Raw genomic sequence first — 18,585 nt, 5'->3', positions numbered from 1 at the left:
CCTCCTTTTGGGAGGAGGTTATTTTATATTCCAAGAAAATTTAAGTTTTAATAATCGAGATAAGAGTAAGTAGACTATCGTACTAGTTCCTATGAAGCCAATATAATAGTTCCAGATAGAGTGGCTTCCTCCTGCTAATATTCCTCCAAACATTCCAATAAAGATTACACAACATACCATACATAATTTTTTTAGATTTGGATACAATAGAAAGTTTCCATTTTGTTCATTTGGTGATCTTGTATATAAGTACATACTTAAAGGAAATAAAATAAGTATGTTTGCAATTGGACCAATAAGTTTCTTCGCTGAAGGAATGTAAGTGAAGTTTGGCTCGTTATGACGCACTCCATCACCATCAGTATAAGCACTCTGAGGATTATAATTAAAATCAATAGTGAATCTGTGAGCAGGTGCTAAAATACTCGCTTTTTCTATTATGCCTGTATATAAACTATCTACTTTCTCCATTGTATAAGGAGTGGTATTTGTATGGATGGAAATAAATCCGACAATAAGTGTGGGCAGAATAAAAGGAAATCCAAGTATAGCAACAGTGAAAAAACCCTGTGAAATAATATTACCGGCAATTGTGCCTAAACATAATGCAAGTGTATAGATAGCAATTAAGACAATAACCATGTATAAGAAATAAGTATGAAATGGTGAAAACACTTGATACTTATTATGAAAAGTTGTTTTTTTCATAATTGCAAAGAGCCCCCAGTTCATTATAACGATGGCTATAATATTACACACACCATAAAGCCATTTTGTTAAAAAAATGTGTTGACGTTTAAATGGCATAGACCATAGAAAATCACTTGATTGATTTTGACGCTCCCATCCAATAAGAACGCAGGCCAATGCAATGATGATAGCTCCTTGAATCATGATAGCATCAATAAGTGAAAGGTGATAAGTATAACGGAATATATATTTCCATTTGTTATTCTCATGGAAATAGTTTAGTTGTTCTGCAGCCGCTAAATAATAGTTATATGATAGTAGGTAGAAACTTACTAACCAAAATAGCCAAACAACATATTTGCTTTGCTGATATGTGTGCATCCATAATGCTTTTTGAAACATAGGATCTCTCCTTTAAAAAACTTTATAATTTGTAAGACGTGATAATACAAAATAGGTTATGATTCCAACTAAAAAGAATCCAGCATAGTAACTAAATAATAAATCAAACCGGTTTAACATTTGGCCACCTAATAATGCGAAATATAAGATAGCACACCAAATCCAGAGTGAGTGGTATTTTTGAAAAAGAAAGATTTTCTTATTATTTTCATTTGGTGACCTTGTATAAAGAAACGTACCGATGAGTAAGCAAAAAATTGTATAGAAGATAGGAACAAGAATTGCTTTGGCAGAGTAGTAACTATGAGAAGTAGGACCTTTCTGTATCACTTTGCCATGCTCCTCATACGATTGGGCACTAGGATGGTAATTATAATTAATTGAAAAGTTTAATATAGGACCTGAAATGGCGGTTTTTTTATTGAGTTCATAAATTTTTTCAGATCTTGCATAACTTTTATTCCCTTGTATTGCATCAGCGTGGATCGTAAAGAAAAAGAGTGAGAGTGAAAAGATTCCCATTCCCATTACGCAAAAAGTAATGCTAAAGATGCTTTGTGAAATAATACTGCCAGTAAATGTGCCAATACATAAAGAGACAGTATAGATAGCAATATATGAAAAAATTGCATAAAGAAAATATCGATGAAACGGTTCGAACGATTGATATTCAAAGTGGATTGTAGATTTATAAATAAAATACATAAGAACCCAATTGATAAGAAGTGATATTAGAATGAAAAATGCACCGAAAATCCACTTTGATAAGAACATATCACGCCTTTTAAATGGTAACATCATAAATAAATTCCCATTTTGATTACTTCGCTCCCATCCAATTAATATACAGGCTAGGGCAATTGTAATAATACCCAACCAAAAGTTATCAGAAGAATAAAAAGAATAATGATAGTAAAACTTTTTTTCACCCATGCTTTCTGGATGGAGAAAGAAAGACTGTTGCTCTTCTGCTGCTTGATAGTATTCGAAAGATAAAAAATAAAGTGAACTAAAGAAAAATAGTAAAACAGCATATTTCCCGTGCTTCCAATTCCACATCCATAACGCCTTATGAAACATACCCATCCTCCTCAAGCGTCGTAACGAAGACATCTTCAAGTGACATTGTTAATTCTTCAATGAGTATTGGTTGCTCTTTATAAAACTTCTCAAGCGTTGTAGCAACATTTCCTTCGATTAAAATCGTATATACTTTTCCCGTTTGATTTAATATTTTAATATTGCTTAAGTTTTCTAGTTTTTGAGGTAATGATCGTTCGTAAGCAACTTGTATTTTAGCAAATCGTGATTTTGCATCGTCTAGTGACGTAATAGAATCTATTGTATGCCCTTTTAAAATAATGATTGTATCTGCGATTTTTTCAACTTCATCTAAATGATGAGTAGAGATGAAAATCGTAATTTCTTTCTCTGCTACTTCTTCAACGAGAAATTGTAGGATTTGTCTTTTAACGATAGGATCAAGCCCGTTTGTCGGTTCATCTAAAATAATATATTCTGCTTTTGCAGCGAAAGCTAAAATGATGGCAAGCAGTGCTTTCATTCCTTTTGAATAACTACGAATTCGTTTGTTCGGCAAGTTAAAACGTTCTAATATTTCATAAAAATATTGTTCATCGAATGCTGTATAAACGGCTTTATAAAATTTCACGATTTCCTTTACTGTATATCCGTTCAGTATGTTAGTAGAATCCGGAACATATACAACTTTTTGTTTAATTTCCGGCTGCTTATGAACATCCGTATCCTCATATGTAACAGTGCCCTCATCGGGGTCTAAAATGCCGACCATCGTTCGTAATAAAGTTGTTTTCCCTGCACCGTTTCTACCGAGCAATCCGACGATACTACCTTTTTGTAATGTGAAAGAAACATCGTCTAAAATTGTTTGATTATCAATTGTTTTCTTCAAGTTTGTCACTTTCAGCATCTGTACTTCCTCCAATCTCTTTGTAGTATGAATCTATCCAATCGTGAATTTTATCTTTCGTAATCCCAAGATAAGAGGCTTCTAGTAGTAATTGATGAAATTGCTTTTCAACCATAGCGATTTTCCTTTCGTCTAATGTTGGGGTAATCGATTGGGATACAAATGTTCCTTTCCCTCGTAATGTTTCAATAATCCCTTGTCGCTCTAATTCTTGATAAGCTTTGCTTACTGTATTTGGATTTATAACGAGCAAAGATGCGAGCTCGCGTACAGAAGGAAGCTTATCACTTGGAGCTAACATGTTTTTTAATACGAGTTCTTTTACATTTTGGACAATTTGTTCCCATATCGGAGTGTTGCTTCTTGGATCAAGTTGAATATGCAAGAGCAATGTCTCCTTCCTGATGAGTATTAAGTGTACTACTGCATGTAATACACTTAATACAATATAGACAATGAATTTATTTGTCAACTGAAAATGATAGAAAAATATGGTATTAAAAATGTATAAATTGGAAAAAATAGGTTTGATATAGAATGGAGGGTTAGTCATGAAGCGAGTTTTTGGAATACTTGTTTGTTTCATGTTATTGCTTTCTGGTACTTCAGTTAGTTTCGCACAATCTGAGAAAACGAAGCAGGAGAAAACAGAAGAAACAGCACCGAAGTTAGCCGAACAAGCGTCGTCAGCAATCGTAATTGAGCAAGATACAGGTAAAGTTTTGTTTGATAAAAATCCGAATGAAAAGTTACCACCTGCTAGTATGACGAAGATTATGACAATGCTATTAATTATGGAACAAGTTGAAAAAGGAAAACTAAAACTAAACGATAAAGTTAGAGCGAGTGAACACGCAGCTTCAATGGGTGGATCACAAATTTTTCTAGAGCCTGGGGAAGAGATGACTGTAAATGAAATGCTAAAGGGCATTGCGATTGCATCTGGAAATGATGCATCTGTTGCAGTAGCTGAGCATATCGCTGGTTCAGAAGAAGGATTCGTAAATATGATGAATAAAAAAGCGAAAGATTTAGGACTGAAAAATACACATTTTCAAAATCCGACAGGTCTTCCAGCGAAAAATCATTATTCCACAGCGAATGATATGGCTATTATGGCGAAAGAGTTGATGAAGTATCCACTTATTCGAAAATATACAGGTAAGTATGAAGACTATTTACGTGAAAATACGGATAAGAAATTTTGGCTCGTTAATACGAATAAGTTAGTTCGTTTTTATCCTGGAGTAGATGGAGTGAAGACGGGTTTTACGACAGAAGCGAAATATTGTTTAACAGCATCAGCTGAAAAAAATGGAATGCGTGTTATTTCAGTTGTCATGGGAGCACCTACGTCAAAAGAGCGGAACAACCAAGTAACAAAGCTTCTTGACTATGCATTTGGACAATATATGACAAAGAAATTGTATACACGTGGCGAGAAAATTAAGACTGTACAAGTAGGAAAAGGTAAAAAAGAAAAAGTAGATTTAGTTGCGTCAGACAATGTGTCTCTTCTTATGAAGAAGGGCGAAAATATGGACAAGGTAAAACAAGAAGTGATTGCTGAAAAGAAAGTAAAGGCACCGATTAAAAAAGGTGATGCACTTGGTACACTCGTTATTAAAAAAGATAAAGATGTTTTATTAAAACAAACAATTGTAGCAAAAGAAGATGTTGCTGCAGCAAGCTGGTGGGAACTATTTAAAAGAAGTTTTGGGATGTTTTCAACATCAAAATAGCGGCGGGAATTTTGCCGCTTTTCTGCTCGCATATACGGGGATAATTGCTGAAAGGTTTCACTTTATGACGAAATAGTTCTTCTTTTGTCAGTAGGAAGGATTCTTATTTTATATCACGAAAATCTTATGTTAATGAGTAAAGTTTGAGCATAAGGAGGAAATCGTGTGAGTCTTTCCATGCACTTAGAAGTAAAACGTGACGTCTTATGTGTGAGACTAGAGGGTGAATTAGATCATCATACTGCTGAAGAGTTGCGAACGAAAGTAACAGATATGATTGAGACACATGGTGTTCATCATATTGTTTTAAGCCTAGAGAACTTAACATTTATGGATAGTTCTGGTCTAGGTGTTATATTAGGCCGATATAAACATGTAAAGGGATTAGGTGGAGAAATGGTTGTCTGTGCAATTTCACCGCCTGTTAAACGTTTATTTGAAATGTCAGGTCTATTCAAAATTGTTCGTTTAGAAGAAAGTGAAGCGCATGCGCTCGCGACGTTGGGGGTGGCATAAATGAGAAATGAAATGAACCTTCAATTTTCAGCGTTAAGTCAGAATGAATCATTCGCTCGCGTTACAGTAGCTGCTTTTATTGCGCAACTAGACCCGACGATGGAAGAACTAACAGAGATTAAAACAGTTGTGTCAGAAGCAGTTACAAATGCAATTATTCATGGATATGAAGGAAATGCAGAAGGTGTTGTTTATATTTCAGTGATTTTGGAAGAAGCTATGGTGAAACTCACGATTCGAGATGAAGGGATTGGTATCTTTAACTTAGATGAGGCAAGACAACCCCTTTTTACAACTAAACCTGAATTAGAGCGTTCCGGAATGGGATTTACTATCATGGAAAATTTTATGGATGAAGTAGAAGTTATTTCAAACGAATCTTTCGGGACAACAATCCATTTGACAAAATACTTATCAAATAGTAACGCTCTATGCAATTAAGGAGAATAGCCTATGGACATAGAGGTCAGAAATGAGAAGAAGAAACCTCAGTTAAAGGACCACGAGCTAAAAGCGTTAATTCAAAAAAGTCAAGATGGAGATCAACAAGCGAGAGATACAATCGTTCAAAGTAATATGCGTCTCGTATGGTCGGTTGTGCAGCGATTTCTTAATCGAGGGTACGAACCAGACGATTTATTTCAAATTGGATGTATTGGGCTCTTAAAATCGGTAGATAAATTTGATTTATCTTTCGACGTGAAATTTTCAACATATGCAGTTCCAATGATTATTGGTGAAATACAACGGTTTTTACGTGACGATGGATCTGTGAAAGTAAGTAGATCTTTAAAAGAAACAGGAAACAAAATTCGAAAGATGAGAGACGAGCTTTCGAAAGAATTTGGAAGAGCCCCAACGATTAATGAAGTAGCGGAGGCTCTTGAACTAACGCCAGAAGAAGTCGTTTTGGCACAAGAAGCGAGTCGTGCTCCTTCATCAATACATGAAACTGTGTATGAAAACGATGGAGATCCAATTACTATTTTAGATCAAATTGCAGATCAATCTGAAACGAAATGGTTTGATAAAATTGCTTTAAAAGAAGCAATTAGAGAATTGGATGAACGAGAACGTCTAATTGTGTATTTGCGTTATTATAAAGACCAAACCCAATCAGAAGTAGCGGAGCGCATAGGCATTTCGCAAGTACAAGTTTCAAGACTTGAAAAGAAAATATTGAAACAGATGAAAGATCGAATAGATGAATAGCTATCTATTCGATTTTTTTTTGTTGTAACGTATGGTTGGTCGATAGCCGCAGCATTTCTTGTTGTTGCGCTAGTAATTAGCTTGAAAAAATGGAATGCACAAATACATTCAGATTCTGTCCAGCTTGAAAAAGAATGGAAGGACCGAGGTGTTTCATGAGGAGTGGATTAGCGATTATGATGATGGTTATTGGTATGGTAGTCATTTGGGGAGGACTCGCATTAAGTATTGCAAATTTATTTCATAAAAAAACATCTGTACCGAAACGGTACAGATGTTTTTTTATGAAAAAATTGTATTAGAAAAAATTCCAATAACCATACTACAACTACGAGGAAGAGTGAAGGAGTGAGTGTAAATTGGAACAAACAATATATCTCAAAATGCGCAATCGGTTAAAAGTCTCTTCTTCTTATGAAGTAAAGCTGGGAGACGTTGCTCAAATTGTTGGGGACGCTAGTATAGTTGAAAAAGTGCAAAATGAGATTGTTTATAAAATTACAGCGTGTGATAAGACTCATGTCGTAATTGATGTAATGAAAGTGATTGAGATTATTCAACAAAAGGTAGCGCACATACAAATTAATTTACTTGGATCTGGACAAACGCTTGTTGAAATTATATATGACAAAAAAGAGGTACATCCAGTATTCTTCGGTCTAGTTTGGATGTTGCTTTTTGTTGGAGCAGCTCTTGCAATTATTTATTTCCATGAAGATGTAAGTATGCAACAAGTGCACCAACGGTTATATTACATGATTACCGGAGAGTTTAAGGAGCAACCACTTTTATTTCAAATTCCATATTCATTAGGTCTTGGATTAGGTATGGTCTTGTTTTTTAATCATGTATTTCAAAAGCGAATCAATGAAGAGCCTAGTCCATTAGAAGTTGAGATGTTTCAGTATCAGCAGTCACTCGATCAATATGTTATCGTTCATGAAAATAAGGATAATACAAAACAGATTGCCGATGATTGAGTTTGGATTTGTAGTTTTAATTGGTTTAGCTGGAGGCATTGCGGTAGGTAGCGGATATGTTGCATTTTTAGCTGCGCTTGGTATTATTCCACGTTTAGCTCAATTAACGAGAAGTGGAAAGCATATTCGATATTTTGAGTGGGCAGTCATTGCAGGTACTTTAATAGGGGCTTGGTGTAGTTTAAAAAATATTACATTTCAAACGTCACAATATTGGCTCGTCATACTGGGATTGTTTTGTGGCACGTTCATTGGAATGCTTGCTGCGGCATTAACGGAAGTGTTAAACGTTTTACCTATTTTAGCGAAACGGGTAGGGGTAGAGGGGAAAATTGTTATTTTGCTCGTTGCTCTTGTACTTGGAAAAGTAATAGGCTCATTATTTCACTGGATTTATTTCGTAAAGTAGGAGGCAATATATAAATGGCACAACGAAAATTGAAGGATGATTACATAAATAAAGTGAAGGAGTACCATCCAAAACCGAACTATTTGATAAATTGTGTAAAGGCATTTCTTGTAGGTGGACTTATCTGTATGGTGGGAGAAGTATTGATGAAATTCTATATACATTACTTTCATTTTAGCGAACAAGAGGCAGGGAATCCTACAGTTGCCACTCTTGTCTTATTATCGGCGATTTTAACAGGATGTGGTGTATATGATAAGATCGGGCAGTTTTCTGGAGCCGGATCAGCAGTACCAGTTACTGGATTTGCGAACTCTATGGCGAGTGCTGCACTAGAACATAGGAGTGAAGGGATTGTTCTTGGGATTGCTACTAATATGTTTAAGATTGCAGGCAGCGTCATTGTGTTTGGAGTCGTCGGTGCATACATTATCGGGTTAATAAGATATACATTTAAAATTTTAATGTCTTAAAGGAGGGATAGGTATGAGGTTGACAGGAAAACAAACGTGGGTATTTCAAAATGATATCTTCGTGAATGCAACTGGTACTGCCGTCGGTCCGAAAGAAGCTGAAGGCCCTCTTGGAAAGGATTTTGATATTTCATATGCTGACTTACATTGTGGAGAGGAAAATTGGGAACTTGCTGAGCGAAGGTTAATGTCAGACTCGATTCAACAAGCGATGCAAAAAGGAAATATAAAAAAATCGCAAATTGATTTCTTTTTAGCGGGTGATTTATTAAATCAAACAGTGACCGCAAATTATGTTGCTCGTGAGTGTGGTATTCCTTTTTTAGGAATGTTTAGCGCTTGTGCGACGTCAATGGAAACTTTAGCGGTTGGAGCAGCCTTTATAGACGGTGGATTTGCGAATCGCATCTTAGCTACAGTAAGTAGTCATAATGCGACGGCTGAAAGACAATTTCGTTATCCAACAGAGTATGGAGGGCAAAAGCCAGGAACAGCAAATTCAACGGTTACTGGAGCAGGATCCATATTAATTAGCAATGAAGAGAGTGCAATTAAAATAACGGCAGCTACGATTGGGAAAGTACAGGACTTAGGAATTGCGAATCCTTTAGATATGGGATCGGCAATGGCACCAGCTGCTGCTCATACAATTCAACAGCATTTTGAAGATTTAAGAAGAAGTGCCGCTGATTATGATTTGATTGTTACGGGTGATTTATCAGCTGTTGGGACACCAATTGCGAAACAACTTTTACTTGAGGAAGGATATAATCTCGGGAATATATACAATGATTGCGGATTAATGATTTACGATTCGAGTCAGGAAGAAGTGTTTGCAGGTGGTAGTGGCTGTGCTTGTTCAGCGGTTGTAACGTACGGGCATTTATTACGTGAGATGCAAAAGGGGAATTTACAACGAATTCTTGTTGTTGCTACTGGAGCATTATTAAGCCCGCTGATGATGCAACAGAAGGAAACGATTCCGACAATCGCGCACGGTGTTGTATTTGAAAGAGTGAAAGGAGAGTGAATTGTGGATTTTATATATGCATTTCTTGTAGGTGGAGCTATTTGTGTAATTGGACAAGTGTTGCTAGACTTCGCCAAGTTAACACCAGCTCATTTAATGGCAACTTTTGTAGTCGTTGGGGCTATATTAGATGGATTCGGATTGTATGATAAGCTTATAAAATTTGCGGGTGCTGGGGCAACGGTCCCTATTACAAGCTTTGGGCATTCACTACTGCACGGAGCAATGCATGCGGCAGAAAAACATGGATATTTAGGAATTGGAATCGGTATGTTTAGCTTAACGTCAGCGGGTATTTCAGCAGCAATATTATTTTCATTTTTTGTAGCACTTATATGTAAACCGAAAGGATAAATCAAATGAGACGAAGGGTTGTTTTGGTCACAGATGGAGATGAATATGCAAAGCGGACAATTGAGCTGTTAACAAAGGAATTTGGGGGAAGGTGTATTTCAGCATCGCAAAGTAATCCAACCAAATTGACAGGGAAGAAAGTTGTTGAGCTTATTATGCAAACACCATATGACCCTGTATTTGTCATGTTTGATGACAGCGGATTTATAGGAGAAGGATCTGGTGAAAAGGCGTTAAAATATGTCGCAACACATAAACAAGTTGATGTACTTGGTATTTTAGCAGTAGCGTCTAATACACATCATTGGGAATGGGCACGTGTAGATGTAAGTGTAGATCGGAATGGGAATTTGACAGAATACGGTGTGGATAAATTTGGACTTCCAGATGGTGAAATTGGCAGGATTAGTGGGGATACGATTTATTGTTTAGATGATTTGAATGTTCCTGTCATTGTGGGGGTCGGTGATATTGGTAAGATGTGTGGAAATGATGAATGGGAGAGAGGATCACCTATTACTAGAAAAGCGATTCAATTAATTTTGGAAAGGAGTGGGTTTTATGACGAAGCCTAAAAAAGTGAATATCCCTATTTCATCTTTTTTAAGTGATAATGAAAATTATTTAAAACAAACGGTTGGACTAGGTGTTACATACGATGTGGGTATTCGTAAATTTCAAATTTTAAATAAAAAAATTGGTGTGTTATTTGTAAATGGACTTTGTGATACAAATTATATTATCCATATTTTAGAAGAAGCGGTGGATACAAATGAAATAAGGGATGTAGAAGAAGATACAGTGAAGCTTTTAGAGAATCGTTTAATTCATCAACAAGTAAGTAAAGTGAAAACGATGGATGAGGTAATGCTCCAAGTATTATCAGGACTCATTATTATATTTGTGGAAGGTGAAACGGAAGCGTTCGTGATAGATGTACGTAGTTATCCAGGTCGGACACCGACAGAACCAGATACAGAAAAGGTAGTACGTGGTGCAAGGGATGGCTTTGTTGAAAACATCGTTGTAAATACAGCGTTAATTCGTAGAAGAATACGCGACCCACGTCTTCGAAATGAAATGATTCGAGTAGGGGATAGGTCGCAAACGGATATTTGTATTACATATGTACAAGATGTTGCAAATCCAGATTTAGTGAAGATTATAAAACAAGAATTAAATAACATTGATGTAGACGGGATTACGATGGCGGATAAAACGGTAGAAGAATTTGTTGTCAAACAAAGTTATAATCCATTCCCGCTTATTCGATATACAGAAAGGCCCGATGTAGCAGCAAATCATCTATTAGAAGGACATGTGTTAGTGCTCGTTGATACGTCACCAAGTGTTATGATTACGCCAACGACATATTTCCATCATTTACAGCATGCGGAAGAATTTAGACAAAATCCAGCTGTAGGTACATTTTTACGTTGGGTACGTTTTCTAGGTGTTATATTCTCCTTATTCTTATTGCCATTTTGGTTAGTGTTTGTATTTGATCCAACGCTTTTACCGGAGAAACTAGCTTTCATTGGGCCAAATAAGATGACGCATTTACCGATTTTATTACAAGTTTTGATGGCTGAAATTGGACTTGAATTTTTAAGAATGGCTGCTATTCATACACCGACACCATTGTCGTCAGCAGCAGGTTTGATTTCAGCTATATTAATTGGTCAAATTGCAATTGATGTAGGTCTATTTGTACCAGAAGTTATTTTGTATGTAGCGGTTTCTATGATTGGATCATTTGCAACGCCGAGTTATGAACTTGGACTTGGAAATAAGGTCGGAAAATTGTTTGTCATTATTTTGACCGGTATCTTTCATGAGATGGGATTTGTAATCGGAATGACGGTATTGATTTTATTCTTAGCGTCTATAAAAAGTTTACAAACACCGTATTTATGGCCGTTTTTACCGTTTGATTGGGGTGCATTAACAAAAGTTTTACTCCGTCCAACTATGTCTAGTTTAAAGGTTCGTCCAAGTATTGTAAGACCTCAAAATGTGCGAAGACAAAAATAAGCGGGATTATGCTCCCGCTTATTTTTTATTGAAAAATTATTGCTTTTTTAACAAAAACCAAACATTTTTTTTGTACAATTAGAGTAGATATTGTGTATGAAAGGGGAAGAGGACATGATTAAATTATTTGTAAGTGATTTAGATGATACGCTCGTTTACAATGTGAATCATATGCAAAAAGAAGATGAACGAGCGCTTTGTTGGCTAGCTGAAAAAGGGACAAATATTTGTTTTGCCTCTGGCCGTTTTACTCACCGAATTAATGAGGCGGTAGAACGGTTTTCGTTCCCGTATTACACAACCGGTTTAAATGGAGCGACAATGTTACTACCGGATGGAAAAGTATTTCATGAATCGAGTTTTGAAGATGGGGTTGCCCAGGAAATATATCGATATATACATAAAAAGGGACTAGCAGATATTGTATGTGCAAATGAGCAGCGATATACAAAAAGGAAGAATGAACATCATCATACTTTTGAAGAGTATATGGGAGTGCATATCGCTGAAATAGAAGCATTAGAAGAGGAATTTGGGAAGACTGTACATCCTGCGAAATTGTTTGTTTTTGGGGGTGAAGAGAAAATTGTAGCATTAGATCAAGAATTGCGAGATACATTTCATAGCGAAGCGGAAGTTTTTATATCGGGTAAGCGCTACGTTGACATTATGCCAAAGGGAGTAAGTAAGGGGAGCGCTCTGAAGCGATTAATGGAATATTTAAAAGTTGAGGCAAAGGAAGTCGCGTGCATTGGTGATTCTTTTAATGATATTTCTATGTTTGAAGTAACTCCGCACTCGTTTACTCTTCATCATGCTCATCCGTATGTGAAAGAGAAGGCAAATCATGTTGTTCGTTCGGTTGAAGAGGCTATTATGAAATTACCTTTGCTCGTATAAAGTGAAACCTTAAATCCTGCTAATTATTAGCTCAGACGCTCGTTAATGCAAAATAAAAAAGCTCGTCAAAGACGAGCTTTTTACTTAAATAATGATTTAACAAAATCAATGATACTAGAGAAGAAATCTTTTACTTTATCTAAGAAACTTTGTCCTTCTTCAGATCCTAAGAAGGCTGATACATGGTCTTTTGCTTTGTTTAATTGGCTACCAACTTGGTTCCAATCAATATTAAGATTTTTCATTTTATCAAATAACGCTACTAAGTTATCCAACTGTTCATCTGTTAATGTAATACCGAGTTGATCAGCAATTTTTTTTATTAATGAACGTAAATCTTCAGTCGTTTTTGGCTGTTCTTTTGCAATTTCTTCTTTAATTTTTGCAACAAGTTGAACTGCTTTTTCTTCACCGATTTTATCACCAAGTTTTGCTGTTTGTACCATTTCTTCATTGGCTACTTTTTTAACATCTTCTGGAATTTCTTTGTTCGATGTTGTTTCATATGCCTTCATTAAACCGGTTAAAGCAGCGGTTCCTGAAACTTTAAATGGTGCAGTAATTTGAATCTCTGCATCTTTCACACCTGCTGTAATAAGTGCATTTGTGTACATTGCATCTGTTATCGAATTAATGTTTTTTGAGCGTACAATGAGACCTGACCCTGGTTTTGTGTATGTAATCATAGAAGAGGAAATTGCTCTCGTACCAATTTGTGCTTTTGGAACAATTCCTTCTAGAAATTTATGTTCTTCCGCATTAGACACAGTAATAATTGTAGCATCTTTTGGTGCTTTCATTTCTTTTAACAGATCTTGTTTTTGTTGTTCAGATAAGTTTTCTCCTAGTGTAACAATTGATTCTCCCTCAATGATGTCTGCAAATGAAGCTGTTGGCATAATAAATACGGCTACAGCTAATAGCAGAGCTAGTAATTTCGCTTTCACGAAAAATCGCTCCCTTTCTCTTTCTGAAATTTTCGGGCAACACAGTTATTATAGTATATTTTTCTTATTTGTCACCTAGCTTTTTCCACATTTCAAAAAAGAAGTATGCAGATTGTCGGATTCTTTTTGTTTCTCGTCATGAATATGGTAATATAGTGCTGAGATAGTTGAAAGGAGACATATACGTATGAAAACTTTAGGATACATATTAATGGAAAACGGTGAAAAAATCGAATTGGAATTTTTCCCAGAAGAGGCACCGAAAACAGTAGAAAACTTTAAAAAATTAGCAGAGCAAGGATTTTATGATGGTGTGACATTCCACCGCGTTATTCCTGGCTTCGTAAGCCAAGGTGGAGACCCAACAGGCACAGGTGCAGGTGGCCCAGGTTACTCTATTCCATGTGAAACTGATGGAAACCCTCATAGACATCTTGTTGGCTCACTTTCTATGGCACATGCTGGCCGTAATACAGGTGGTAGCCAATTCTTTGTTGTTCATGAGCCACAACCTCATTTAGATGGCGTACATACAGTGTTTGGTAAAGCGACGAGTGGTATTGAAACAGTATTAAACATGCGTCAAGGCGATGTAATGAAAGAAGTTAAAGTTTGGGAAGAATAAGTTATGAAAAAAAGAGAGCAATTGTGCTCTCTTTTTTATTTACTCAAATAGGAATTGGGATATATTCTACAGTACATGATACAGATAGGACGGTTACTGCTGTTAAAATATATTGTTCATAAGAACAAAGTTTTAACAAAATACATAGAATACATTAACAATTATATGCTTCAATAAATGGATTTCTTTTATCATATTATTTTTGCTAGAACTACTTTGTTCAAAAGTGGTCAATAATTATGCTGTGATGAGCAGGGGATTTTCCTTTTAGTTCCTATGCAGTAGTGTTTTTTTGTGTAGTCTACTGGAAACAAATAGTGTGAAAACATATATTTGACTTTCTTCTTTACGCTTTGTATGATTATCAAGTTGTTTTAGACTCTTCTCACTCTGGTGAAAATACTGTAGAATGAATATGATGTGAAAAGAGTGATTGAGGGGATTAATAGTTTATAACTTTTGTAAGAAGGGATAAGGGTTATGTTAATTCGTTTTAAAAAAAGTTATGAAAAGATTGCAATGGGGCTTCTTTCATTTATGCCAACTGAAAAAGATGTGAAAACATTACAATTGACAATGAAAGAGTATGAAACGAAAGATGATTGGCAACTGTATTTGTGGAAACAAAACGAAGATTTTGTTGGGATAATGGGGATTGTAAAAAAAGAGAATCATGTATTAGAAATTCAGCATTTGAGCGTGAACCCGTCTCACCGTCATATGGGGATTGGGACGAAGATGGTTCAAGAGCTTAAGATTAAATTTCTTGAGTTTACAATTTGCGGAAATGAGCAAACAGCAAGTTTTTGCAAAAAGTGTAAAGAGCTTGAACAAAATATACATTCATGAAAGCAGGGATAAGTAGTTTATTATCTCTGCTTTCTTTTTTGTAGTTGTTCGTTTCGTTCAGAAATGACTTCTGTTCGATCACGTAATGTGTGCTTATTCATAATGTATTCACCAGGAATGGCGTTCGCATCTTTCCAAAATAGCCCTTGTTTCTTACATAACTGTATGCAGTGACTTTCCAATGAAGCGTCTAATAATGGTAAAAATAACGGAGCGAAATTTTCTTTTTTATGGATAGATTGTAATCTTTCATTTAATAAGAATATTAGCTGTTTATGATCTATTCCTAATTGTTGTAATGACGCACTGTTCTTTTCTAAAAGTGCTATTGAACTTTTTATCATTCTCTCTGCGCCATTCCAGTTGGAGCGTCTTTGATGATATAAAGAAACTGCAATTTGAATGAGACCAACTAAGTAATTGTCACGCTCTCCTCTAGGTTTTAATTTCCAATACTCTTCTAGTATTTCATGACATTCAAAATAATCATAATCTCCGTGAAAATGAATTAAAAATTGTATGTATTCGGTAGGATACATTTTTTTCGCCCCTGTCTAACTATTATATGTACAGTGTATCATAGAAATATTAACAATAAGCGACTAGGGAATTTTCCTTAGTCGCTTTATTGCCTCATGTTAGCAGAAGCAAGCCGCTCCTACAATGATTAGTAAAATGAACAGTACAACAAGTAATGCGAATCCACCGCTAAAACCGCAATCAACGTGACCCATAGTTTTTTGACCTCCTACATTGTTCTTACTACACTGTTATCATATGAAGCGGTGGGCATTATGACATGGGCATAGGTCTATTTTTAATTAAATTTCTTAAAAAGGTTGGATAGAACATGAGTATGCTCTATACTTATGTTGTTATAGAAAAAATGTGGTGGGATGCTTTGTGCAGTATAATTTTAAAGTAGAGGCATTTGAAGGGCCTTTAGATCTATTGTTACATTTAATACATCGTTACGAAATTGATATATACAATATTCCTGTAGCGGAAATTACAGAGCAATATTTATCTTATGTCCATACGATGAAAGAATTACAATTAGATGTTGCTAGTGAGTATTTAGTAATGGCAGCAACGTTATTGCAAATTAAAAGTAAAATGTTGTTACCAAAACAAGAAGAAGATGTACCTGATAACGGTGAAGACTTTATGGATGACCCTCGTCAAGAATTGATGGAGAGGTTAATTGAATATAAGAAATATAAGCAAGTTGCTACTGAGTTAAAAGAAAGAGAACAAGAAAGAGCACAGCTATATACACGTCCGCCAATTGATTTTACATCATTTCAACAAGAAGAGGAGACAAGCTTACCTCTTGATGTTACATTATATGATATGTTAGCGGCATTTCAAAAGCTAATGCGTCGTAAAAAAGCAAAGAACCCTGTAACAACACGAATTACTCGTCAAGAAATACCAATTGAAAAGCGAATGACTGATATTCTACAACAGTTAGAAACAAAAGGCGGTCGTCAAAGCTTTTATGATTTGTTTGCTGATGAAGAACGAGAAATAATGGTTGTAACATTTTTAGCGGTTCTTGAGCTGATGAAAAATCAACAAATTATTATTGAACAAGAGCATAATTTTGATGAAATTTTCGTATCAAGCTCTAATAAATCCGTATAGATTCAGTATAGTTTATTAGGGTGGAAAATGAGAGGGAAATACTTTATCTCATGATCGTTTTTAGTGTATCGTTTGGAACAAGAAAAGAAATATTGAACCGAACGCATTAACTGTGATTCGGTTTTTTTATGTGTATTTTTTTTGGAAAAGACAGGAGGAAGGAGTTCGTAAAATGGATAGAAAAGAACAAAAAGCAATTATTGAAGGACTTTTATTTGTTGCCGGTGATGAAGGGATTTATCCAGAACAAATAGCGAAAGTTCTTGAAATTGAAGTGGAAGAAGTAAGAAACAGTATAGAGGAAATGCAAACGGAATGCGAAGGAACGCATCGCGGCTTGCAAATTGTGCAATATGCAAAAGTATATCGTTTTGCAACAAAGAAAGAGCATGCTTCGTATTATCAAAAATTAATAGATACCCCAACCGCGGCTTCACTTTCTCAAGCAGCTCTTGAAACGTTGGCAATTGTTGCTTATCGTCAACCGATTACAAGGACAGAAATGGAAGAGATTAGAGGCGTGAAAACGGACAAGGCATTACAAACGTTAGTTTCGCACTTACTTATAAAAGAAACGGGAAGAGCGGAAGGCCCAGGGCGTCCTATCTTATACGGAACTACGAAAGAATTTTTGGATACGTTTGGATTGAAAACGTTAGATGATTTACCATCGCTTTCTGAAGAAAATGAACAAATGAATGAAGCAGATTTATTCTTCGGTTCTTTACAGGAATTATCAAAATAAAAGCTTAGCATTTTGCTAAGCTTTTTTTGTATATCAATTACAGGGCGTGCCATACTAAATGAAAAAAGGAGACGAGTTATGAGAGGTGTACGGAGTATTCTATTGTTGGTTTCTGTTTTATTATGTTTTTCGCTAAACAGCGCATCGGCTAAAAGATATATGATGACTATTCATACTGCGTCTTCTTTACATATGCAGCGGCAACATTTAGGGAAAATGAAAGTGAGTTTTTTAAAAGTTGGACAAGGTGATGCGACACTTATTACCTTGCCAAATGGCCAAACGATGTTAATTGATGGAGGGCCTTATGAAGCGGGAGAGGTCATTATTCAAAAGCTAATTGAAAAAGGGATTAACCACTTAGATGTTATTGTAGGTACGCATCCTGATATGGACCATATAGGTGGACTTATTCCGATTGTAGAACAAATGCCAGTCTCACTCGTATTAGATAGTGGGAAAACATATAGTTCATTTACTTATCATACGTATCGGAATAATATTAAAAAAAGGGGCATACCTTTCGTTTCAGTGAAGGAAGGACAATATATACCGTTAGATCCACATGTTTCTATACAGGTGTTGAACAATGGGAAATCGAAAGATGAGAATAATGAGTCTTCAATTGTTTTAAAAATTCGATATGGTAAAGCAGACTTTTTATTAATGGGTGATGCGGATGTACGGACGGAAAATGAAATATTAAAGCGATTTGATGTACATGCAGATGTGCTAAAAGTGGGGCATCATGGCTCGTATACTTCAACGAGTGAAACATTTTTAAAAAAAGTAGATCCACAATTCGCTATTCTTTCATACGGGAGTAAAAACCCGTATGGACATCCCCACCAAAGTGTAGTGAGACGATTAAAACAGCGCGGTATAATGCTATATGGAACAAACAAGCGAACAGTAGAAATAGAAACAGATGGTGAACATATTGCGATGTGGTCGAGCGGCTGGATGCCATTACTTAAGTAACTAATTATATAAGAGGTTATTGTCCCTTTTTGGAAAAAATGAATAACATATATTATAATTGTGAGAGAAACAATTAATTTCCTTTTTTGCTGAACAAA

25 protein-coding genes are annotated in these 18,585 nt (G+C 35.6%); 18 read left to right on the top strand and 7 right to left on the bottom strand.

Annotated elements, in window-relative coordinates:
* Positions 1-18 precede the first annotated feature (18 nt).
* From ACTFQM_RS15410 to ACTFQM_RS15395, 4 genes are read right to left on the bottom strand one after another with little or no spacing between them, the layout of a single operon-like run.
* Complete coding sequence (locus tag ACTFQM_RS15410) at positions 19-1,092, bottom strand: ABC transporter permease (protein ID WP_440035084.1); 1,074 nt, start codon at positions 1,090-1,092, stop codon at positions 19-21.
* Positions 1,093-1,104: 12 nt separating this feature from the next.
* Positions 1,105-2,172: an ABC transporter permease subunit gene (locus ACTFQM_RS15405; protein ID WP_440035083.1), complete on the bottom strand. Its 1,068-nt coding sequence runs from the start codon at positions 2,170-2,172 to the stop codon at positions 1,105-1,107.
* Entirely contained in the window at positions 2,162-3,043 is an 882-nt protein-coding gene (locus tag ACTFQM_RS15400; RefSeq protein WP_440035082.1) for an ABC transporter ATP-binding protein, read from the bottom strand. Before ACTFQM_RS15400 ends, ACTFQM_RS15405 begins: the two co-directional genes overlap by 11 nt.
* The gene (locus ACTFQM_RS15395) at positions 3,009-3,428 is read right to left on the bottom strand and encodes a GntR family transcriptional regulator (protein WP_025150145.1); all 420 of its coding nucleotides are present in this window, start codon (positions 3,426-3,428) and stop codon (positions 3,009-3,011) included. Before ACTFQM_RS15395 ends, ACTFQM_RS15400 begins: the two co-directional genes overlap by 35 nt.
* Positions 3,429-3,594: 166 nt before the next feature.
* Here ACTFQM_RS15395 and dacF point away from each other — a divergent pair, with 166 nt between their 5' ends.
* From dacF to ACTFQM_RS15330, 13 genes are all read left to right on the top strand, one after another.
* A complete protein-coding gene (dacF, locus tag ACTFQM_RS15390; protein ID WP_002173304.1) occupies positions 3,595-4,785 on the top strand; it encodes a serine-type D-Ala-D-Ala carboxypeptidase DacF in 1,191 nt (396 codons plus the stop codon).
* Between the two features lie 165 nt (positions 4,786-4,950).
* On the top strand, positions 4,951-5,301 hold the full coding sequence (gene spoIIAA / locus ACTFQM_RS15385; protein WP_002088460.1) for an anti-sigma F factor antagonist: 351 nt from the start codon (positions 4,951-4,953) through the stop codon (positions 5,299-5,301).
* A complete protein-coding gene (spoIIAB, locus tag ACTFQM_RS15380) occupies positions 5,302-5,742 on the top strand; it encodes an anti-sigma F factor (RefSeq protein WP_001243400.1) in 441 nt (146 codons plus the stop codon).
* A gap of 12 nt (positions 5,743-5,754) precedes the next feature.
* Positions 5,755-6,513, top strand: coding sequence for an RNA polymerase sporulation sigma factor SigF (gene sigF / locus ACTFQM_RS15375; protein ID WP_025150147.1), 759 nt, complete (start codon positions 5,755-5,757; stop codon positions 6,511-6,513).
* A 155-nt stretch (positions 6,514-6,668) separates the two neighbouring features.
* Positions 6,669-6,815 carry a methionine/alanine import family NSS transporter small subunit gene (locus ACTFQM_RS15370; protein WP_440035079.1) on the top strand — a complete coding sequence of 49 codons (147 nt, stop codon included), beginning with the start codon at positions 6,669-6,671 and terminating at the stop codon, positions 6,813-6,815.
* Between the two features lie 57 nt (positions 6,816-6,872).
* The gene (locus ACTFQM_RS15365; protein ID WP_178939008.1) at positions 6,873-7,493 is read left to right on the top strand and encodes a stage V sporulation protein AA; all 621 of its coding nucleotides are present in this window, start codon (positions 6,873-6,875) and stop codon (positions 7,491-7,493) included.
* Positions 7,486-7,902: a stage V sporulation protein AB gene (locus tag ACTFQM_RS15360; RefSeq protein WP_025150148.1), complete on the top strand. Its 417-nt coding sequence runs from the start codon at positions 7,486-7,488 to the stop codon at positions 7,900-7,902. Before ACTFQM_RS15365 ends, ACTFQM_RS15360 begins: the two co-directional genes overlap by 8 nt.
* A 14-nt stretch (positions 7,903-7,916) precedes the next feature.
* Positions 7,917-8,375 carry a stage V sporulation protein AC gene (spoVAC, locus tag ACTFQM_RS15355; protein WP_025150149.1) on the top strand — a complete coding sequence of 153 codons (459 nt, stop codon included), beginning with the start codon at positions 7,917-7,919 and terminating at the stop codon, positions 8,373-8,375.
* Between the two features lie 13 nt (positions 8,376-8,388).
* Positions 8,389-9,405 carry a stage V sporulation protein AD gene (spoVAD, locus tag ACTFQM_RS15350; protein ID WP_242270933.1) on the top strand — a complete coding sequence of 339 codons (1,017 nt, stop codon included), beginning with the start codon at positions 8,389-8,391 and terminating at the stop codon, positions 9,403-9,405.
* A 3-nt stretch (positions 9,406-9,408) separates the two neighbouring features.
* Complete coding sequence (gene spoVAE / locus ACTFQM_RS15345; protein ID WP_000345912.1) at positions 9,409-9,759, top strand: stage V sporulation protein AE; 351 nt, start codon at positions 9,409-9,411, stop codon at positions 9,757-9,759.
* A 5-nt stretch (positions 9,760-9,764) separates the two neighbouring features.
* Positions 9,765-10,334, top strand: a complete 570-nt coding sequence (locus ACTFQM_RS15340) for a stage V sporulation protein AE (protein ID WP_001254419.1) — start codon at positions 9,765-9,767, stop codon at positions 10,332-10,334.
* Complete coding sequence (gene spoVAF, locus ACTFQM_RS15335; protein ID WP_440035076.1) at positions 10,321-11,793, top strand: spore germination protein SpoVAF; 1,473 nt, start codon at positions 10,321-10,323, stop codon at positions 11,791-11,793. The genes ACTFQM_RS15340 and spoVAF overlap by 14 nt, the downstream gene beginning before the upstream one ends.
* Before the next feature lie 96 nt (positions 11,794-11,889).
* Complete coding sequence (locus ACTFQM_RS15330; RefSeq protein ID WP_440035074.1) at positions 11,890-12,693, top strand: Cof-type HAD-IIB family hydrolase; 804 nt, start codon at positions 11,890-11,892, stop codon at positions 12,691-12,693.
* An 80-nt stretch (positions 12,694-12,773) separates the two neighbouring features.
* Here ACTFQM_RS15330 and ACTFQM_RS15325 read toward each other — a convergent pair whose 3' ends face one another.
* On the bottom strand, positions 12,774-13,640 hold the full coding sequence (locus ACTFQM_RS15325; RefSeq protein ID WP_002173296.1) for a DUF1002 domain-containing protein: 867 nt from the start codon (positions 13,638-13,640) through the stop codon (positions 12,774-12,776).
* Between the two features lie 187 nt (positions 13,641-13,827).
* Between ACTFQM_RS15325 and ACTFQM_RS15320 the strand changes: the two genes are divergently transcribed.
* Together ACTFQM_RS15320 and ribT are read left to right on the top strand one after the other, a co-directional pair.
* Positions 13,828-14,265, top strand: coding sequence for a peptidylprolyl isomerase (locus ACTFQM_RS15320; protein ID WP_000853789.1), 438 nt, complete (start codon positions 13,828-13,830; stop codon positions 14,263-14,265).
* Between the two features lie 480 nt (positions 14,266-14,745).
* Complete coding sequence (gene ribT / locus ACTFQM_RS15315; RefSeq protein WP_002173295.1) at positions 14,746-15,114, top strand: GNAT family N-acetyltransferase RibT; 369 nt, start codon at positions 14,746-14,748, stop codon at positions 15,112-15,114.
* Between the two features lie 20 nt (positions 15,115-15,134).
* Here ribT and ACTFQM_RS15310 read toward each other — a convergent pair whose 3' ends face one another.
* Complete coding sequence (locus tag ACTFQM_RS15310) at positions 15,135-15,653, bottom strand: DUF309 domain-containing protein (RefSeq protein ID WP_002173294.1); 519 nt, start codon at positions 15,651-15,653, stop codon at positions 15,135-15,137.
* 99 nt (positions 15,654-15,752) lie between these two features.
* Positions 15,753-15,848 carry a YjcZ family sporulation protein gene (locus ACTFQM_RS15305; protein ID WP_000510194.1) on the bottom strand — a complete coding sequence of 32 codons (96 nt, stop codon included), beginning with the start codon at positions 15,846-15,848 and terminating at the stop codon, positions 15,753-15,755.
* A 169-nt stretch (positions 15,849-16,017) separates the two neighbouring features.
* On the opposite strand from ACTFQM_RS15305, the gene ACTFQM_RS15300 reads away from it, so the two are divergent.
* The 3 genes from ACTFQM_RS15300 to ACTFQM_RS15290 all read left to right on the top strand — a co-directional run bounded on the left by ACTFQM_RS15300 (position 16,018) and on the right by ACTFQM_RS15290 (position 18,487).
* Positions 16,018-16,761, top strand: a complete 744-nt coding sequence (locus tag ACTFQM_RS15300; protein WP_265621744.1) for a segregation/condensation protein A — start codon at positions 16,018-16,020, stop codon at positions 16,759-16,761.
* Positions 16,762-16,933: 172 nt separating this feature from the next.
* Positions 16,934-17,506 (top strand): SMC-Scp complex subunit ScpB, encoded by a 573-nt coding sequence (gene scpB / locus ACTFQM_RS15295; protein WP_002173292.1) that lies wholly within the window; start codon positions 16,934-16,936, stop codon positions 17,504-17,506.
* Positions 17,507-17,584: 78 nt separating this feature from the next.
* A complete protein-coding gene (locus ACTFQM_RS15290) occupies positions 17,585-18,487 on the top strand; it encodes a ComEC/Rec2 family competence protein (RefSeq protein WP_002173291.1) in 903 nt (300 codons plus the stop codon).
* The last annotated feature ends 98 nt before the right edge of the window (positions 18,488-18,585 follow it).

It is taken from the genome of Bacillus cereus group sp. MYBK30-2 (genome assembly GCF_051915945.1).
In the GTDB taxonomy this organism is placed as follows: Bacteria; Bacillota; Bacilli; order Bacillales; family Bacillaceae_G; genus Bacillus_A; species Bacillus_A paramycoides.
Note: the sequence above shows the minus strand (reverse complement) of the source record. Positions and strands in the feature narration are given on the sequence as shown.